The sequence below is a fragment of the Microbulbifer sp. SAOS-129_SWC genome, assembly GCF_039696035.1.
Taxonomy (GTDB): domain Bacteria; phylum Pseudomonadota; class Gammaproteobacteria; order Pseudomonadales; family Cellvibrionaceae; genus Microbulbifer.
On sequence record NZ_CP155567.1, the window covers coordinates 3,971,901 to 3,989,446 of the forward strand.

General features: G+C 58.4%; 7 protein-coding genes. All 7 read left to right on the plus strand.

Translation table 11 applies throughout. The features are described from left to right. Positions 1-287 precede the first annotated feature (287 nt). The gene (locus ABDK11_RS16920; RefSeq protein ID WP_346837699.1) at positions 288-3,431 is read left to right on the plus strand and encodes a TonB-dependent receptor; all 3,144 of its coding nucleotides are present in this window, start codon (positions 288-290) and stop codon (positions 3,429-3,431) included. Between the two features lie 304 nt (positions 3,432-3,735). Then, positions 3,736-4,704, plus strand: coding sequence for an IS30 family transposase (locus ABDK11_RS16925; protein WP_346836609.1), 969 nt, complete (start codon positions 3,736-3,738; stop codon positions 4,702-4,704). Between the two features lie 56 nt (positions 4,705-4,760). Continuing rightward, a complete protein-coding gene (locus ABDK11_RS16930) occupies positions 4,761-5,573 on the plus strand; it encodes a hypothetical protein (RefSeq protein ID WP_346837700.1) in 813 nt (270 codons plus the stop codon). 31 nt (positions 5,574-5,604) lie between these two features. After that, positions 5,605-7,125 carry a tryptophan halogenase family protein gene (locus ABDK11_RS16935; protein ID WP_346837701.1) on the plus strand — a complete coding sequence of 507 codons (1,521 nt, stop codon included), beginning with the start codon at positions 5,605-5,607 and terminating at the stop codon, positions 7,123-7,125. Then, the gene (locus ABDK11_RS16940) at positions 7,122-8,639 is read left to right on the plus strand and encodes a tryptophan halogenase family protein (RefSeq protein ID WP_346837702.1); all 1,518 of its coding nucleotides are present in this window, start codon (positions 7,122-7,124) and stop codon (positions 8,637-8,639) included. Before ABDK11_RS16935 ends, ABDK11_RS16940 begins: the two co-directional genes overlap by 4 nt. 358 nt (positions 8,640-8,997) lie before the next feature. Beyond that, complete coding sequence (locus tag ABDK11_RS16945; RefSeq protein WP_346837703.1) at positions 8,998-11,031, plus strand: glycoside hydrolase family 97 protein; 2,034 nt, start codon at positions 8,998-9,000, stop codon at positions 11,029-11,031. A gap of 285 nt (positions 11,032-11,316) precedes the next feature. Further along, the gene (locus ABDK11_RS16950) at positions 11,317-17,427 is read left to right on the plus strand and encodes a discoidin domain-containing protein (RefSeq protein ID WP_346837704.1); all 6,111 of its coding nucleotides are present in this window, start codon (positions 11,317-11,319) and stop codon (positions 17,425-17,427) included. Positions 17,428-17,546: the final 119 nt, after the last annotated feature.

Genomic DNA, 17,546 nt, shown 5'->3' on the forward strand with positions numbered 1-17,546 from the left:
CGTTGACGCTTTTATAAAAGCGTCATTACGATCATTTCAACAGCGGCACAGACAATAAATATTTCAGTAGCTGTCGCTGTTAGCGAATCTCGATGTTTAGCAGATGATGATGAGATCCTATCGACTCAGTCCGGCCACGGCCGCCTGCCCTCCTTAGCATCTTGTCAGCGGGGAATACCCTGACGATATCTACGCGCAGTCTCGTCCCGACGGGCGATCGTCGATCCGTGTCTGGAATAGCCCCCCGCACAAAACAATAACCACAGCATGGTCTACAGGGGAAATCCATGAACCATCCACCCAGTTTTAAAAGGAAGCTCCTGACGAGCGCAATCGCCTCTTACGCCCTGGCCGGCTTTGCCGGTGTAGCCCTGGCCCAGGACGGGGAGGATCCCAAAGCCCTGGAAGAGGTCACCGTCTACGGCGTCAAGGAAGCCCAGCAAACCGCCATCAATACCAAACGCGATGCGCGCACCATCGTCGACGGCATCGCCGCCGAGGATATCGGCAAACTGCCGGACACTACCATCACCGATTCACTGCAGCGCATTCCCGGCGTGCAGATCCAGCGTACCGCCGGTGAGGGCGGCAGCCTCAGCGTACGCGGCATGCAGCAGGTGGCGGTCATGCTGAATGGCGAGCAATTCCTCGCCGCCGGCAACCTGGCGTCGGCACAGCCGAACTTCGTCGATGTACCGGCACAGCTGCTGCGCTCCGCCAACGTCTACAAGAGCCAGGATGTCACCAATTCGGTGTCCGGTATCACCGGCACGGTGGATATCCGCACCTTCCGGCCGATGGATTTCGAGGAGGGCCTCAGCACTGCCAGCGGTTACGATCTGTCCACCGGTGAACTGAGCGGTGAAATGGACAACACCTTTAACGCCCTGCTCAACTGGCGCAACGATACGATCGGGGTAATGGTGTCAGGCGTTACCGGCCAAAAAAACCTGGCCAACGACTATGTCGGCCACGCCGGCGATCCGGTAGCCGAGGAAATGGGCCCGGCCTCGCCGTTCGCCGGCCAGTGGACGGTGAACTCCAACCACGGTTACGAAATGTTCAAGGCCGAAAACGAACGCAACCGCGACGGTATCAACCTGTCGCTGCAGGCCAACCTGGGCGACGGTTTCGAACTGGTGGTGGAAGGTTTCCATACCGACGCCACCGAATACCAGCGCCGCGTGGGCCTGAACCTGTCCAACCGCTGGCAGGGCCAGAACGCCACCAGCCCCGAGCGCCAGGCGCTGTGGCACGAGCGCTACAGCAACGAGTGGAGTGGTGCGCAGATCGCTGCACCCACCAGCGCCAGCGATTCCATCACCGGCGCCGACGGCCGCCAGTGGATTGTTGCCGACCAGTTCGATGTAGAACCGCTGTGGATCTACTCACTGTCGTCCAACCGCGTGATCGAAACCGAGTCCACCAACTTCAACGTGGAGCTGAACTTCGACAACGGGGGTCCGTTTACCGGCAGCCTGCGCGCCATCGCTGCCACTGCCAGCAACAACCAGTTGTTCGGGACCGCCCAGGGCGGTATCAACAGTTTCCGTGGCAACACCGTGCAGAAACTCGACAACCACTTTTATCCGGCAGATGTCGTGGATCGCTACAACCTGACCCTGGATCCGGACAAACTGGATATGGTCGGCGTCAACGGTGGTCGCTTCGTGCTGCCCAACCCGCTCGGCTACGACGAGGATCCTCGCCTGGGGCTGACCTACCGCGACAGTAAAGCCAGCTGGTCCGGCTTTGATCAGCCAATTGCCGGTGGTCTCGGTGACGGCGCCACGCTGGCCGACTATATGGCCAACAAAGACAGCTGGATCATGGAAGGCGAGCAGCTGGAACTGAACAACGATACTGTCGCCGACCTGCAGGCGATCAACCTGCGCGGCAACTACAAGGTCGACAACCTGTTTATCACCGACGTGGAAGTCGGCCTGCGACCGAGTCGCCGCAGTGTAGAGGTAGAGAATTACGATTACTGGGCACAGTTCTACGTGGGCTCTGACAACCGCATCACCAGCCCGGAGCATCCGGAAGCGAGCAACATGGTCGGCTGCTACGCCCAGTGGCGCTCCATCGACCAGAAGTTCGATGGCGGCGGCACCGGCTCCGAGTGCTCTGCCGGCGAACGCCTGGTGGGCCAGGAAGGCGACGAGTCCTCCTTCACCCCCTACTATGTGCTGCCACCGCAGTCTCTCGACCACAACGGCGAAGACCTGATGTTCGTCACCGATCTCGGTGACTACGCCAAGGGCATTCCCGGCTTCTGGGCCGTGGATCCGAAGACCTTCGACAATCCCGAGGCCTTCAACCGCAAGGCATTCGGCGATATCAAGAAGATCCTGCGACCGTCGAACAGCTACAAGATCGCGCTCAACGAAGTCAGCACCTACCTCAACACCAACTTCGAGTACGGTCCCATGTACGGCAATCTGGGCCTGAAAGTGATCGAGTCGGAAATCAAGGCAGAGATCTACGAAGCCACCGGTATCACCCGCACCAACGGCGGCTCGCTGTACTACACCGGCACCAAAACAGAGACACAAAGACGCAGTGATTTCCTGCCGTCCCTGAACCTGGCCTGGAACGCGACGGATGAGCTGGTGTTTCGTATGAGTGCGGCTAAAAACAAACAGGAGCTGGACCTGTACCGCTATGGCAGCAGCCTGAACATCACTACCGGCCCCGACCCGGACGATGCCACCCAGCGCATCCCCACCAGCTGGAACTCACAGGGCAACATCAACCTGCAGCCGTGGGTCACCAAGAACTACGACCTGTCTGCCGAGTACTACTTTGGCGACGCCAGCATGCTCAGTCTGGGCGCCTATATGGTGAAGATCGATACCTTTATCGAGAACAAGGAAGGCACCATCGACGTGGTCTCCAAGGGCAAAACCTACTCCATCAGTGGCACCGGCCCGGTGGTGGGTGAAGGCGGTGAAGTGAAGGGCATAGAACTCGGCGCCAAGCTGGCCCTGAGCGACTTCACCGACGGCTTCTTCAGCGACTTCGGTGTCGAGGCAAACTATACCTATTCACCCAGTGAAGTACCCGGCGATCACTCGGACGTAACCGGTGAACCCTACCCGTTCGCCAACAACTCCGAGAATACCTACAACTTCATCACCTGGTATCAGCACGACAAGTGGCAGGCACGGATTGCGATGAACCACCGCAGTGAGCGCTTTATCCAGTCCTACGGACCACTGAACTTTGCCAAGTACGCGCCGGAAGAAACCTACCTGGACGCCAATGTCAGCTACGACGTAATGGACAATGTGACCGTCTACCTGCAGGGTGCCAACCTCACCAGCCAGGATGTGAAAGAGGTGTATCGCCTGGCGAGTGGCGTTGAGCAGGATTCCCTCGTCTACGACAACGAGGCGCGCTACTCCCTAGGTGTACGCGCCAAGTTCTAAGAGCAATGGGGAACCGGTTTGCGGGAAAAGCTGAGGTTTAGTTTGAAGTTCCCCGCAAACCGGGAACCTTGCGCGAAGTAATACTCTCTCTTCTCGAGCATCGTGGAGAAACGCATTCGATCAGCATTTCTCCCCTTCCTCGGTCATGGACCTGCGCTTTGGTCCATGGCTTTTTTTGCGTATAAAACTTAAAACCAGAAAACCCATACGAATATATTTCGCGGTTTCGGATAATAAGTGCAATTGGTAAGAGAGAGGCCAGCTGGTAGAGTCGGCGCTTCTCCCCGCCAAGAGAAAAGCACTGATGAGCTACAACCAGCTGACCGAGAACGAACGATACCAGATTTATAGTCTGAAGAAAGCCGGGCACTCGCAAATAGAGATTGCCGAACTTCTGGAAAGGCATCCCTCTACGATCTGTCGAGAGCTGCGTCGCAACAAAGGGCTACGAGGGTACCGGCCCGGGCAAGCTCAAAAGCTGTCGAATGTTAGACGGTATGGGGCCCACAAGGCTCGGAAGGTGACGGACGAGGTACGTGATCAGATTGAAACGCTGCTCCGGCAGGAGTTAAGCCCGCAGCAGGTAGCAGATTATCTGAAACGGTGTACGGGTATTTCCTTACATCATGAGACAATTTATCAGCTGATCTATGCCGACAAGGCTCATGGCGGCGATTTGTATACGCATCTGCGAGTAGCGTCAAAGCCCTACCGCAAGCGTTACGGCAGCAACGATCAACGCGGCAAGATCAAGAACAGAGTGAGTATTGATGAACGCCCTGAGGTTGTTGACCTGGGTAACCGAATTGGCGACTGGGAAGGCGATACAGTCATCGGCAAAGGCCGCAAAGGTGCGCTATTGACCCTGGTAGAGCGCAAATCGCTGTATACGGTCATTGTGTTGCTGACGGGCAAGAGAGCCGACTTGCTCGCCGCTGCAGCGGTTGCGCATATGGTACACCTTAAGGAGAAAGTCAAAACAATCACGTTCGACAATGGCCTTGAGTTTGCCGGTCATGAAGAGATCGCGAAAGGACTGGAGGCGGATATTTACTTTGCCCATCCCTATGCATCATGGGAGCGTGGAATCAATGAAAATACCAATGGTCTTATTCGGCAATATTTCCCGAAGGGAACGGACTTCAGTACGGTATCGGATGAGCAGGTTCAGTTTGTCATGGACCGCCTGAACAGCAGACCAAGAGCGACCAGGGGTGGACGATCGCCAAATGAGCTATTTATGGGGCGGCGGGACGATTTGCTCGCTGCATGAAGAAATTGCAGTTATTACTTGAAACCGCGTTTTACTTACAACGATAGGAGGAACAATTGAAACCACTAATGATCATAACTTTGACTCTTATCGCAAACCCCATATTTGCGCAAGTTGCACGGGATCACCTCTACCAGAGAAAAACTGACGAGCAAGTCAATCAATACATTTCTCAGCAAATCGAAAAAATACAAAGCCCTTTTGACAAAGATGGAAACCTGATCCTAAAAATAATTAAAAACGAAAAAAGAGATAGATCAATATCTGATCTTAGAAGATTCATTGATTACGCAATTTCAAATGGATCCAAAATAGAACAGAACGATATAATCCACTTTAAAAATGGCAATTACACGATACCTGCAAACAGCAAAATAGCATCAATAACGCAACTAACCACGAGCCTGAGAAACCAAGATGCATTTAACATAGAGCGAGATCAATTAAAGGAAGCAGGGCTTTCAAATTCATCCATAATGTCAATGGAAAAATCGATTAAACATAACCGAAGCAAACTGGAAATACTAAGAAATATACTAACTAAATCATCCAAACTTAAAAGAAAAATAAACTCTCTATCCAAAACCCTACAAATAATATACGTCGAAAACTTCAACACGGAAGTTCAGAGAGAAGAAGATGAAATCTATTTAAAGAGAACATTGGAGATCCTTGATCCCATACCAAAAAAAGAACAAAAATTAATGCTTATGCATTTCATGAATACAAGCAGTGGATCATTCTTTATTCCATCGGGAACAACCGAATCCTCAATCAAGAGGCTAACAGCCAAGATCCTCAATGGAGAACTACAGAAAGAATTGCAAACAGAAATTCAACAGGAGATTGAAAAAACAAAAAACAAATGAGACTATTTGATATAAAAATAATGATAACAAAATGAACAAATCAGAAATAAAGCAAGCGTGCAAAAGAATCGTTATCGTCGGCGGCGGTACCGCCGGCTGGATGAGTGCGGCCAGCTTGCAACAGCACTTCGGCCCGCAGGCCCAGATCACACTGATCGAGTCCTCAGAGATCGGTACCGTCGGTGTCGGTGAGGCCACCATCCCCACCATCCGCAATTTCTATCACCAGCTGGGCCTGCAGGACCTGGATGTAATCCGCGCTACCGGCGCCACCTGCAAACTGGGCATCGAGTTCCGCGACTGGCACAGGCCCGGATCAAAATTCATCCATCCGTTCGGCCTGTACGGCCAGTCGCTGCGTGGGATCGATTTCCACCAGTTCTGGCTCAAACTGCGGCGCATGGGCGCCGCGGCGGACCTGGGCGATTACTCTCTCGGTGTGACCCTGGCCAAGAACCACAAGTTCACCCTGCCGAGCCGCAAGCCGCCGTCGACGCTGTCGGTCTTCGACTGGGCACTGCATTTTGACGCGACCCGCTTTGCCGCACTGATGCGTGATTTCGCAGAAAAGAACGGCGTGGCACGCATCGACGCGAAGATCGAACGGGTAGCGCTGAATCCGGATAGCGGTTTTATCGATTCAGTGGTTACCGAGTGCGGCCAGTCAATTGCCGGCGACCTGTTTATCGACTGCTCCGGCTTCCGCGCCCTGCTGCTCGGCGAGGCACTCGGTATTGAATATGAAGACTGGAACCAGTGGCTGCTGTGCGACAGCGCGCTGGCCGTGCAGAGCCGCGGTACCGGCGCACCGCCGCCCTATACCCGCGTCATCGCACGCAGTGCCGGCTGGCAGTGGCAGATTCCGCTGCAGCACCGCCAGGGCAACGGCCACGTTTACAGCAGCCGCCATATTTCCGACAGTGACGCGCAACAGATCCTCGAGCAGAACATCGACGGCGAACTGTTACACGCCCCGCGCCAGTTGCACTTTCGGCCGGGGCGGCGCAAGCAGGCCTGGCACAAAAACTGTATCGCCATCGGTCTCGCCGCCGGCTTTCTCGAACCGCTGGAGAGCACCAGCATCGCATTGGTCGAAACCGCACTGGAAAAGATCAAGACCCTCGTCACCAACTTCGACTGCCACCCGGCCGTGGTGGAGGAGTTCAACCAGACTACCGCGCTCGAAACCGAGCGGGTGCGCGACTTCCTGATCCTGCACTACAAGGCTACCGCGCGGGACGACAGCGATTTCTGGCGCTACTGCCGCGATATGTCGATCCCGGACACCCTCGCGCACAAACTGGAGCTATTCAAGGCCAGCGGCTATATCGTCAACTATCGCTGGGAAATGTTTCACCAGCCCAGCTGGCTGGCGATTTTTACCGGCTTCGACTATCTGCCGGAACAGTACGACCAACGCGTGGATAACTTCGACGAGCAGCAGCTGATTCACAGCTTTGCCGAGATGCGTGCGAGCCTGCATCGCGCCGCAGACGAATCCCCGCACCACAGCGACTTTATCGCGCAACATTGCGCCGCGGAGCCCGTATGAATACCTCCATGCAACCCATCAGGAAAATTGTAATCGTCGGCGGCGGTAGCGCCGGCTGGATCGCCGCCGCCGTACTGGGTAGCCAGTTTTCCCGCGAGCAGCTGCAGGTAGAGCTGGTGGAGTCCGAAGAGATCGGCACCATCGGCGTGGGCGAATCGACGATTCCGCCGTTTCTGGAATTACTGCAGTCGCTCAATATCGACGAGCGCGATTTTATCCAGCAGACCCAGGCCAGCTTCAAGCTCGGCATCGAATTTTCCGACTGGCGGGTAAAGGGCGAGTCCTACTTCCACCCGTTCGGCACTATCAGCGCCGGCATGGATGAAACCGTTTTCTACCAGTCGTGGCTCAAGAGCCGGCAACTCGGCGACGGCTACGAGTTGCAGGATTTCTCCCCGGCCAGCGTTATGGCCAGCCAGAAAAAGTTTATGCTGCCGCAGCAGGCCCAGCAGAGCCCGATCGGCGAAGCACGCTACGCACTCCACCTGGATGCCAAACTGGTCGCCGACTATCTGCGCCGCCACGCGGAAAACAACGGGGTAAAGCGCACCGAAGGACGCGTAACCGATATCCAGTGCCGACAAGACGGCTTTATCGATAACCTGACGCTGGCGAACGGCGAACAGATTCACGGCGACTTCTTTATCGATTGCAGCGGCTTCCGCGCCCTGCTGATTGAGAAGACACTCGGCACCGACTACAGCGACTGGTCACACTACCTGCCCTGCGACCGCGCGGTAACCATCCAGACCGAGAGTACTGATACCCCGCCCTACACCCGCGCCGGCGCCAAGGACGCCGGCTGGATGTGGCGTATCCCGCTGCAGCGGCGCACCGGTAACGGCTATGTGTATGCCAGTAAATTTTGCAGCGATGACGAGGCACTGCAGACGCTGCTCGCCGGCGTCGAGGGCAAACACCTGACCGAACCGCATGTCATTCCCTTCCGCACCGGCGTGCGCCGCGAGGGCTGGAAGGCGAACTGCCTGTCGCTGGGACTCGCCTCCGGTTTTATCGAACCGCTGGAGAGCACTGCGATTCACCTGGTGGTGCGCGGTATGGTGCACTTTATGCGCAACTTCCCCGACCGCCGCTGCGACGCAGCGCTGGTGCGCGAATACAACCGCCGCATGCTCATGGATTACGAGGAGATCCGCGATTTTATCGTCATGCACTACTGCCTGACCCGGCGCGACGACACACCCTTCTGGCGCTGGTGGCAGCAGATGGAACGGCCGCAGTCACTACAGGAAACGCTGGACTACTTTGCGGTAAAAGGCGAACTGCCGGAAACCATGGATCCGCTGTTCGCCGCTGTCAGCTGGCGCTCGGTGTGCGAGGGAATGGGGCTGCGGCCGCAGAAATACTCGGCCCTGATCGATAAATTCGACCCGGCCGTGACTCGCGCGCATTTCGAGCGCTATTTGAAAGCCATTAACGAGGTTGTACAGAAGCTACCGGGACACGCGGAATTTATTCAGAAGAACTGTCCGCATTCACAAGAAACTGCCTAAATCCTAACGAAATCTCGCGCAGAAGTTTCCAGGCCGGTATGGGTGCCTATTTCCGAGACCGTATGAGGCATGGATGCCGATTACGAGCGTACAGGGACGTATTTAAGGGGGGCGCCTAGCCCGTATCCCGGGAAGAGGTACCCGCGCCGCCCCCGCTCTGAACGATCACCAAGGTACCACGAAACTTCGCAATACTCCCTGCGAGATAGACTTTACCAAAACACATGAAATCGTTTTCAGAGATCTGAAATCGATTTCAGACCATTGACCCCACTTCCGTACTAGACAGTCCATCCAGCCCCTCCCTAGCATTACCGCTGCGATAAAAAAGTAAATAACAGCGAGCGATGAGACGACCATGAAACCCCGCAAGCATTCCCTGTTCGGAGCCTTTCTCCTTTTTCTCTCTTTCGGCGCCGCCGCCGGCGACACCCTGACGGTAGCCTCGCCGTCCGGAAAACTGTCCGTGGAGTTCTTTCTTACCCGCGACGGCCAGCCCGCCTACCGCGCCAGCAGCCGCGGCCGTGAACTGATCCACGAATCGCACCTGGGCTTTACCCTGGACAAGGCAGCGGCGCTGAACAAAGGCTTTTTCGTGCGCGACTCCGCGCTGTCGAGTTTCGATAATATCTGGGAACAGCCTTGGGGCGAACAGCACTTTATTCGCAACCACTACCGGCAGCTTAAAGTCCAGCTACAGGAGGATGGCGGCGACCGGCGTCAGCTCAACCTGGTATTTCGCGTCTTCGACGACGGCCTCGCCTTTCGCTATGAATTCCCCCAGCAGCCGAAACTACAGCAGTTCGCCGTCACCGATGAGCTGACCGAATTCAATCTCGCCGGCGACTACAGCGCCTGGTGGACCCCGGCCCAGGCCGGCAACCAGTATGAATACCTGTACCGCAACACCTCGCTCAGCAAGATACCGCTGGCCCACACACCGCTGACGATGAAAACCGGTGACGGCCTCTACCTCAGCCTGCACGAAGCCGCGCTGCACGACTATTCCACGATGAATATCGCCGCGGGCCAAAATGGCCATCTCAAGGCCGAGCTGGTGCCCTGGAGTAAAGAGACCGACGTGCGCGCCAAGTTGCACACGCCGGCAGTCACACCCTGGCGCAGCCTGCAGGTGGCCGACTCCGCCGCTGGCCTGATCAACTCCTACCTGACCCTGAACCTCAACGAACCCAACAAACTCGGCGATGTGTCCTGGGTAAAACCGGGTAAATATGTCGGCATCTGGTGGGAACTGCACCTGGAAAAAGGCACCTGGCACAGCGGGCCGAAACACGGTGCCACCACCGCCAACACCAAAAAATATATCGACTTCGCCGCCGCCAACGGCTTCGACGGTGTATTGGTGGAAGGCTGGAACCAGGGCTGGGACGGCGAGTGGTGGAACGGTGGCGGTGACAAGTTCAATTTCACCAAGCCCTACCCGGATTACGACATCGACGAACTGAGCCGCTACGCCGCCGACAAGGGTGTCTATATTATCGGCCACCACGAAACCGGCGCAGCGGTGAATAACTACGAGCGCCAGTTGGAAGGCGCCTACGATTTCCTGGAGCAGCACGGCATGAAAGCGGTCAAGACCGGCTATGTGGAAACCGGCGAGCAGCTGCTGAACGGCAACTACCACCACGGCCAGTCGTTCGTGCGTCACCAGCAGAAGGTGATTGACACTGCCGCCCGCCACCATGTGATGGTCGTGGCCCATGAGACGGTAAAAGATACCGGCGAGCGCCGCACCTACCCGAATATGATTTCCCGCGAGGTGGCGCGCGGCCAGGAGTACAACGCCTGGTCGGAAGATGGTGGCAATCCACCGAATCACACCGCCACGCTGCCGTTCACACGGCTGTTGTCCGGCCCGATGGATTTCACTCCCGGCATTTTTGACCTTACCCTGCCGAGCAGACCGAACAACCGCGTCAACACCACCCTGGCCAAACAGCTGGCGCTCTATGTGGTGATCTACTCACCGGTGCAGATGGCCGCGGACCTGCCAGAAAATTATGCCAAATATCCCGATGCCTTCCAGTTTATCAAGGACGTGCCGACCGACTGGGAGAGCACCCGCGCACTGGACGGCGAGATCGGCGAGTACATCAGCATCGCGCGCCGCGAGCGCGGTGGCGATGACTGGTTTGTCGGCGCCCTCACTAACGAAAAAGCGCGCGACCTGGACATCAATCTGGATTTTCTCGACAAGGACCTGAGTTATACCGCGACTCTCTATCGCGATGGCGACAAGGCGGACTACCGCAGCAATCCCGAGAGTTACGCCATCGAAACGCGCACCGTCAAAGCCGATGATCACATCGCTGCGCACCTGGCCGCCGGTGGTGGCCTCGCAATCAGCCTGGTCGCCAACAAGTCCGAATAAGATTGCCGAAGTCCGGCACCGCGACTGAATCTGTAGCGCCGGGAGGCATTCTTTCCTCCCGGCTGTTTGCAAAGTCTTCCCTCCGCGCAGATATCCATGCGGACACTCCCCAGTATTTACCTGTCGTCCGGCCATGCACTCAGTGCCGGTGGTACCCGCGCGAACTCACTATCGCGCACGAAACTGCAGTACCAAAGATAACAACAAACTGAGGATTCGATGATGAAACTCCCCCCGGAGAATAAGGTGCGGTGGCGTTTGCGTGCGCCGCACTCACAACACAAAATGAAAACGCAATGGATCGCCGGCCTGCTCGCCACTTGTCTATTCGGTGCAGCCGGCACGGCCATTGCCCAGACTAACCCAACCCCTAACCTGGCCCTCGGCTCTAGCATCAGCGAGAGCTCGCACGCAGATGTCTACGTCGCCGGCAATGCCAACGACGGCAATCGCGATACTTACTGGGAGAGCGCCAACAATGCCTTTCCGCAATCGCTGACCGTCGACCTGGGCAGTGTCAAAGCCGTCGACAGCGTCGCGCTGAAACTGCCGTCGACCTGGGGCGCGCGTAACCAGGCCCTCTCAATTAGTGGCAGCAGCGACGGCAGCAGTTACACCACCATCGCTAACGAGGCCAGCTACAGCTTCGACCCAGCCAGCGACAACACGGTGGATATCGCCTTCGGCAGCACCCAGGCGCGCTATCTGCGCCTCACCTTCAGTGCCAACAGCAGCTGGCCCGCCGGGCAGGTATCCGAGTTTGAAATTTACGGCGATAACAGCAGCGGCCCGCGCGATGCGTTTTCCCGCATCGAGGCCGAAAGTTTTGATGCCATGAGCGGTGTGCAGACCGAAGCCACCAGCGACACGGACGGCGGTAGCAATGTAGGCTGGATCGGCGCCGGTGACTGGCTGCGTTTCGACAACGTGGATTTTGCCAGTGGCGTCAGTAGCGCCGACGTGCGTGTCGCCAGCGGCGGCGATGGCGGCACCATCGAATTCCGTCTCGGCAGCGTCAGCGGCCAGCTGGTGGGCAGTCTCGCTGTCGGCAACACCGGCGGCTGGCAGAACTGGGCGACCGAAACCGCGAGCGTCAATGCCAGCGGCACCCAGGATTTGTACCTGGTGTTCAACGGCAGCGGCGAGGGCCTGTTCAATGTGAACTGGCTACAGTTCAGCGCCGACGATGCGCCGCTATTGCCGGGCACCCCACAAGACCTGGCGGTGACCGAGTCGACCGTCAGCACCGTATCGCTCAGCTGGAGCGCGGCCGCCGATGCGGATGGCTATGAAATACTGCGCAACGGCAGTGTCATCGGCTCTACCGGTGCTACCAGTTATACGGATTCCGGCCTGGCCCAGAACACCAGTTATTCGTACAGCGTGCGCGCCTACAACGGCAACGGTAACTCGGCACAGAGCAGTGCGGTGTCTGCCACGACCGCCGGTGACAGTAATCCAGCGGAATACGACAACGTCGCTGCGGGCAAGACCGCGAGCGCTACATCCGCGCTCAGCCATTTGCCGGTGGCCAACCTGGTGGATGGCGATCAATCCACCTACTGGGAGAGCAGCGGCGCACTACCGCAATCGGCCACCATCGATCTGGGCGCGACCCACTTCGTCAATCAGGTGACCATGCAACTGCCCGCCGACGCGGCCTGGGAAACCCGTATCCAGACAGTGACCATTCTGGGTAGCAGCGACGGCAGCAATTTTGTGCCGATCGTCGCCGCACAGGATTACACCTTTGATCCGGCGAGCGGCAATACCGCCAGCGCAAGCTTTGCCGATACCGCCACACGCTATATCCGCCTGAGTGTGTCCGCCAACAGCGGCTGGAGTGCGGCACAACTTTCCGAAGTACAGGTTTTCGGTTATCCGGATCCGGTTCCACCGCAGGCACCGCAGAACCTGACCATCGCCGGCGGTACCGCCACCACGCTGTTTCTGAGCTGGCAGGCATCGCCGCTCGCCGACGGTTATGAAGTGCTGCGCGACGGCGGTGTGATCGCCGATGTCACTGCCACTTCATTCGCCGATAGCGGTCTCACCCCCAGCACCAGTTACAACTACAGTGTGCGCGCCCACAACGAATTCGGTGCATCACCGTCGAGCAACACCGTCACCGGCACCACGCAGGAGGAGGGATCGGAGCCCGACCCCAACCAACGCGGCGCCAGCATGCCCTACACCATTTACCAGGCGGAGAGCGGCGTGACCGGCGGCGGCGCCCAGGTGCTGGCCCCGAACCGCAACATCGGCGACCTGGCCGGCGAGGCCTCCGGCCGCAGCGCGGTGACCCTGAACAGCACCGGCGCCTACGTCGAGTTCACCACCGCCGCGGATACCAATACCCTGGTCACGCGCTTCTCGATTCCGGACGCAGCGGGCGGCGGCGGCACCTCGGCCACCCTGAATGTGTATGTCGACGGCCAGTTTGAAAAAGCGCTGTCGCTGACCTCGAAGCACGCCTGGCTCTACGGCGATGAAACCGCGCCGCAGAACAGCCCCGGTGCCGGCACACCGCGGCATATTTACGACGAAGCACAGCTGATGTTCGACCGCGTGATTCCCGCCGGCACCAGTATTCGCCTGCAGAAAGACCAGGAGAACAGCAGCCAGTATGCGATCGATTTTATCAGCCTGGAGCTGGCCACACCGATTCCCAACCCCAACCCGGCCAGCTATGTTGTACCCAGCGGCTTCACCCAACAGGCGGTACAACAAGCGCTTACCGACGCGGCCAACAGCTCGGCTGCGGGTGTGTACCTGCCGCCGGGTGATTACGAGACCAGCTATAAATTCCAGGTCACCGGCAAGCCGCTGAATATTGTCGGCGCCGGCCCCTGGTATACCCGCTTCCACACACCGAGCGGTCAGACCAACACCGATGCCGGCTTCGCGGTGAACAGCGCGGCCAACGGTTCGACCTTTGCCAACTTCGCTTTCTTCGGCAATTACGTCAGCCGTATCGACGGCCCCGGCAAAGTGTTCGACTTCAACGGCGTCAGCAATATGACGCTGGACAATTTGTGGGTGGAACACCAGGTGTGCATGTTCTGGGGCGCCAGCGTGCACGACAGCACCATCAAGAACTCACGCATCCGCAACACCTTTGCCGACGGTATCAACTTCACCAACGGCAGCAGCGGCAACCACGTGTACAACAGCGAGGCGCGCAGCACCGGCGATGACAGCTTTGCGCTGTTCGCCGCTACCGACAACGGCGGCGGCATCGTGCAGGACAACCTGTTCGAGAACCTCACCGCCATGACCCCGTGGCGCGCCGCCGGCCTCGCCAGTTACGGCGGACAGGGCAATACCTTCCGCAATATCCAGGTAGAGGACACCCTGACTTACAGCGGCGTCACCATCAGTTCGCTGGATTTCGGTTATGCCTTTACCGGCTTCCAGTACACACCCACCACCAATTTCGAGGGTATTACCATCCTGCGTGCCGGCGGCCACTTCTGGGGCGACCAGGTGTTCCCGGCGCTGTGGATGTTTTCGGCTTCGGACACCTTCCGCGGCATTCGCATTTCCGACCTGGATATTGTCGACCCGACGTACCACGGCATCATGTTCCAGACCAACTACGTCAACGGACAGCACGAGAATGTGTTTGAGGACACGGTGTTTACCAATGTGAGCATTTCCGGCGCGCAGGTGGATCCGCAGTACCCGAACCGTTCCGGTTTCGGCATCTGGTCCAACCCCATGCCGGAAGCGAATCAGGGGCCGGCCGTGGGCGAGGTGGAATTCAACAACCTGACCCTGTTCAACAACGCGGTGAATATTCAGGACGAGTCGCCGGATTTCCATATCACCATCAACGGCTTTGATGGCTCGGGATCGAGTTCGAGCTCATCCAGCTCCAGTTCCAGCTCCAGTTCCAGCTCCAGCTCAAGTTCCAGTTCTAGTTCCAGCTCCAGTTCGAGCTCGAGTTCCAGCTCAAGCTCCGGCGGCGGCACGCCGGCGCCGGTGCAGTCCGGCAAGGCGCCGTCCGCGAGCAGTGAAAACGGTTCCTTCACCGCCGCCAATACCCTGGACGGTAACGATGCGACCTACTGGGAAAGCGCCAGCGACAGTTTTCCACAGTCGCTGACCGTGGATCTTGGCAGTACCCACTTTGTCAGCGGCGTAGTGATGAAACTGCCCAACGACAGCGCCTGGGAAGCGCGCACCCAGTCGGTGGAAATTCGCGGTAGCAGTGACGGCAGCAGCTACAGCTCCCTGGCAAGCGGCGACTACCTGTTTGATGCAAACCAGGGCAACAGTGTCACCGTCAACTTCGCCGAAACCGCCGTGCGCTATGTGCAGCTGGTCATTACCGGTAACACTGCCTGGCCCGCCGCACAGCTGGCGGAGCTGGAGATCTACGGCTATCCGGATCCGGTGCCGCCGGCCACGCCCGCGAATCTCGCCGTTACCGGCACCACCGAGTCTTCGGTGTTCCTGTCCTGGCAGGCGAGCCCGCTGGCCAATAGTTATGCAGTGTTCCGCGATGGTACCAGCGTCGCCAGCGTGAGCGGCACCGCGTTCGAGGATGCCGATCTGGCTGCGGAAACCACTTACAGCTATACCGTGCGCGCGCTGAACCAGTACGGCGAATCCGCGCTCAGCAATGTTGTCAGCGGTACGACATTGGCCGAGGGCAGCGGCCCCGCGCCGCATCCGGAACCCGACAGCAGTCACGGTGCCGCGGTGCTTTACGACCGCTACGATACCGGTGATGCCAGCACCGGCGGCGGTGCCGCGGTGCGCAGCGCGCCGACCTTCGACCAGGACCTGATCGCCTCGGAAGCCAGCGCGCAGAGCTACATCACCCTGCCCGGCAGCGGCGCCTACGCCGAGTGGACGGTGCGCGATGGCGAGGGCGGTGCCGGCGTGACCATGCGCTTTACCATGCCGGACTCCGCCGATGGTATGGGTCTGAACGGCTCGCTGGATGTCTACGTCAACGGCCAGTTTGCGCAGACAGTGCCGCTGACCTCCTACTACGCCTGGCAGTACTTCTCCGGCGACATGCCCGCCGATACTCCCGCGGGGGGCCGACCGCTGTTCCGTTTCGACGAGGTGCACTGGAAACTGGCCAATGCATTGCAGCCCGGCGATGTGATCCGCATCCAGAAGGGCGGCGACAGCATCGAGTACGGGGTGGATTTCCTGGAGATTGAAGCGGTACCCGCGCCTATCGCGCGTCCCGGCAATTCGGTTTCCGTCACCGACTTCGGCGCCGTGGCCGATGACGGTATCGACGACCTGGCGGCGTTCGAGGACGCGGTAGACCAGGCCGTTGCCACCGGACAGAGCCTGTATATTCCACCGGGTACCTTCCACCTGGGCAACATGTGGCAAGTCGGCAGCGCGGACAATATGATCCAGGACCTGACGGTGGCCGGTGCCGGTATCTGGTATACAAACCTGCAGTTCACCAATCCCAATTCGGCTTCCGGCGGTATTTCGCTGCGGATTAATGGCAAGCTGGATTTCAGCAACCTGTACATGAACTCCAACCTGCGCTCGCGCTACGGCCAGAACGCGATTTACAAAGGGTTCATGGATAACTTCGGCACCGACTCTTACATCCACAGCGTGTGGCTGGAACATTTCGAGGCCGGTTTCTGGGTCGGGGACTACGCGCACACGCCGGCGATCCACGCCGAGAATCTGCTGATCGAGCACAGCCGTATCCGCAACAACCTGGCCGACGGCGTCAACTTCGCCCAGGGCACCAGCAACAGCACGGTGCGCAACTGCAGCCTGCGCAACAACGGCGACGACGCGCTGGCGGTGTGGACCAGCAATGTGAACGGCGCACCGGCCGGGGTGAATAATCACTTCACCCACAACACCATCGAAGACAACTGGCGCGCCGCCGCCATTGCGTTCTTCGGCGGCAGTGGCCACCAGGCGGATTACAACCTGATCGTGGATACCGTGGGCGGCTCCGGCTTCCGTATGAACACCGTGTTCCCCGGCTACCATTTCCAGAACAACACCGGGATAACGTTCAGCGACAGCACCATTATTCGCAGCGGCACCAGCCGCGACCTCTACAACGGTGAGCGCGGCGCCATCGACCTGGAGGCCTCCAACGACGCGATCCGCAATGTGACCGTATCGCGGGTGGCGATCTACGACACCCAGCGCAGCGCCATCCAGGTGGGTTACGGCGGTGGTTTTGAAGGCGTCGTATTCAACGATATCGCCATTGACGGCACCGGCCTCGATGGCATCACCACCTCGCGCTTCTCCTCGCCGCACCCGGGGGCTGCCTTCTACTCCTACACCGGTAACGGCACCGTCACCATCAACAACTGGACCACGGCGAATATTGCCAATCCGGACACCATCTTCATTCAGCCCGGTTTCAACCTGATTATTCAGTAACCGGGTCTCCCTTCTCCGCCGGCCGGGGCCAACACCCCCCGCCGGCGGCTTTTTTCCCCTCTCTCATCAAAAGGTCGCGGTGTACATCCCCGCGGGAGCCGTTATTATCGGGAGATAAC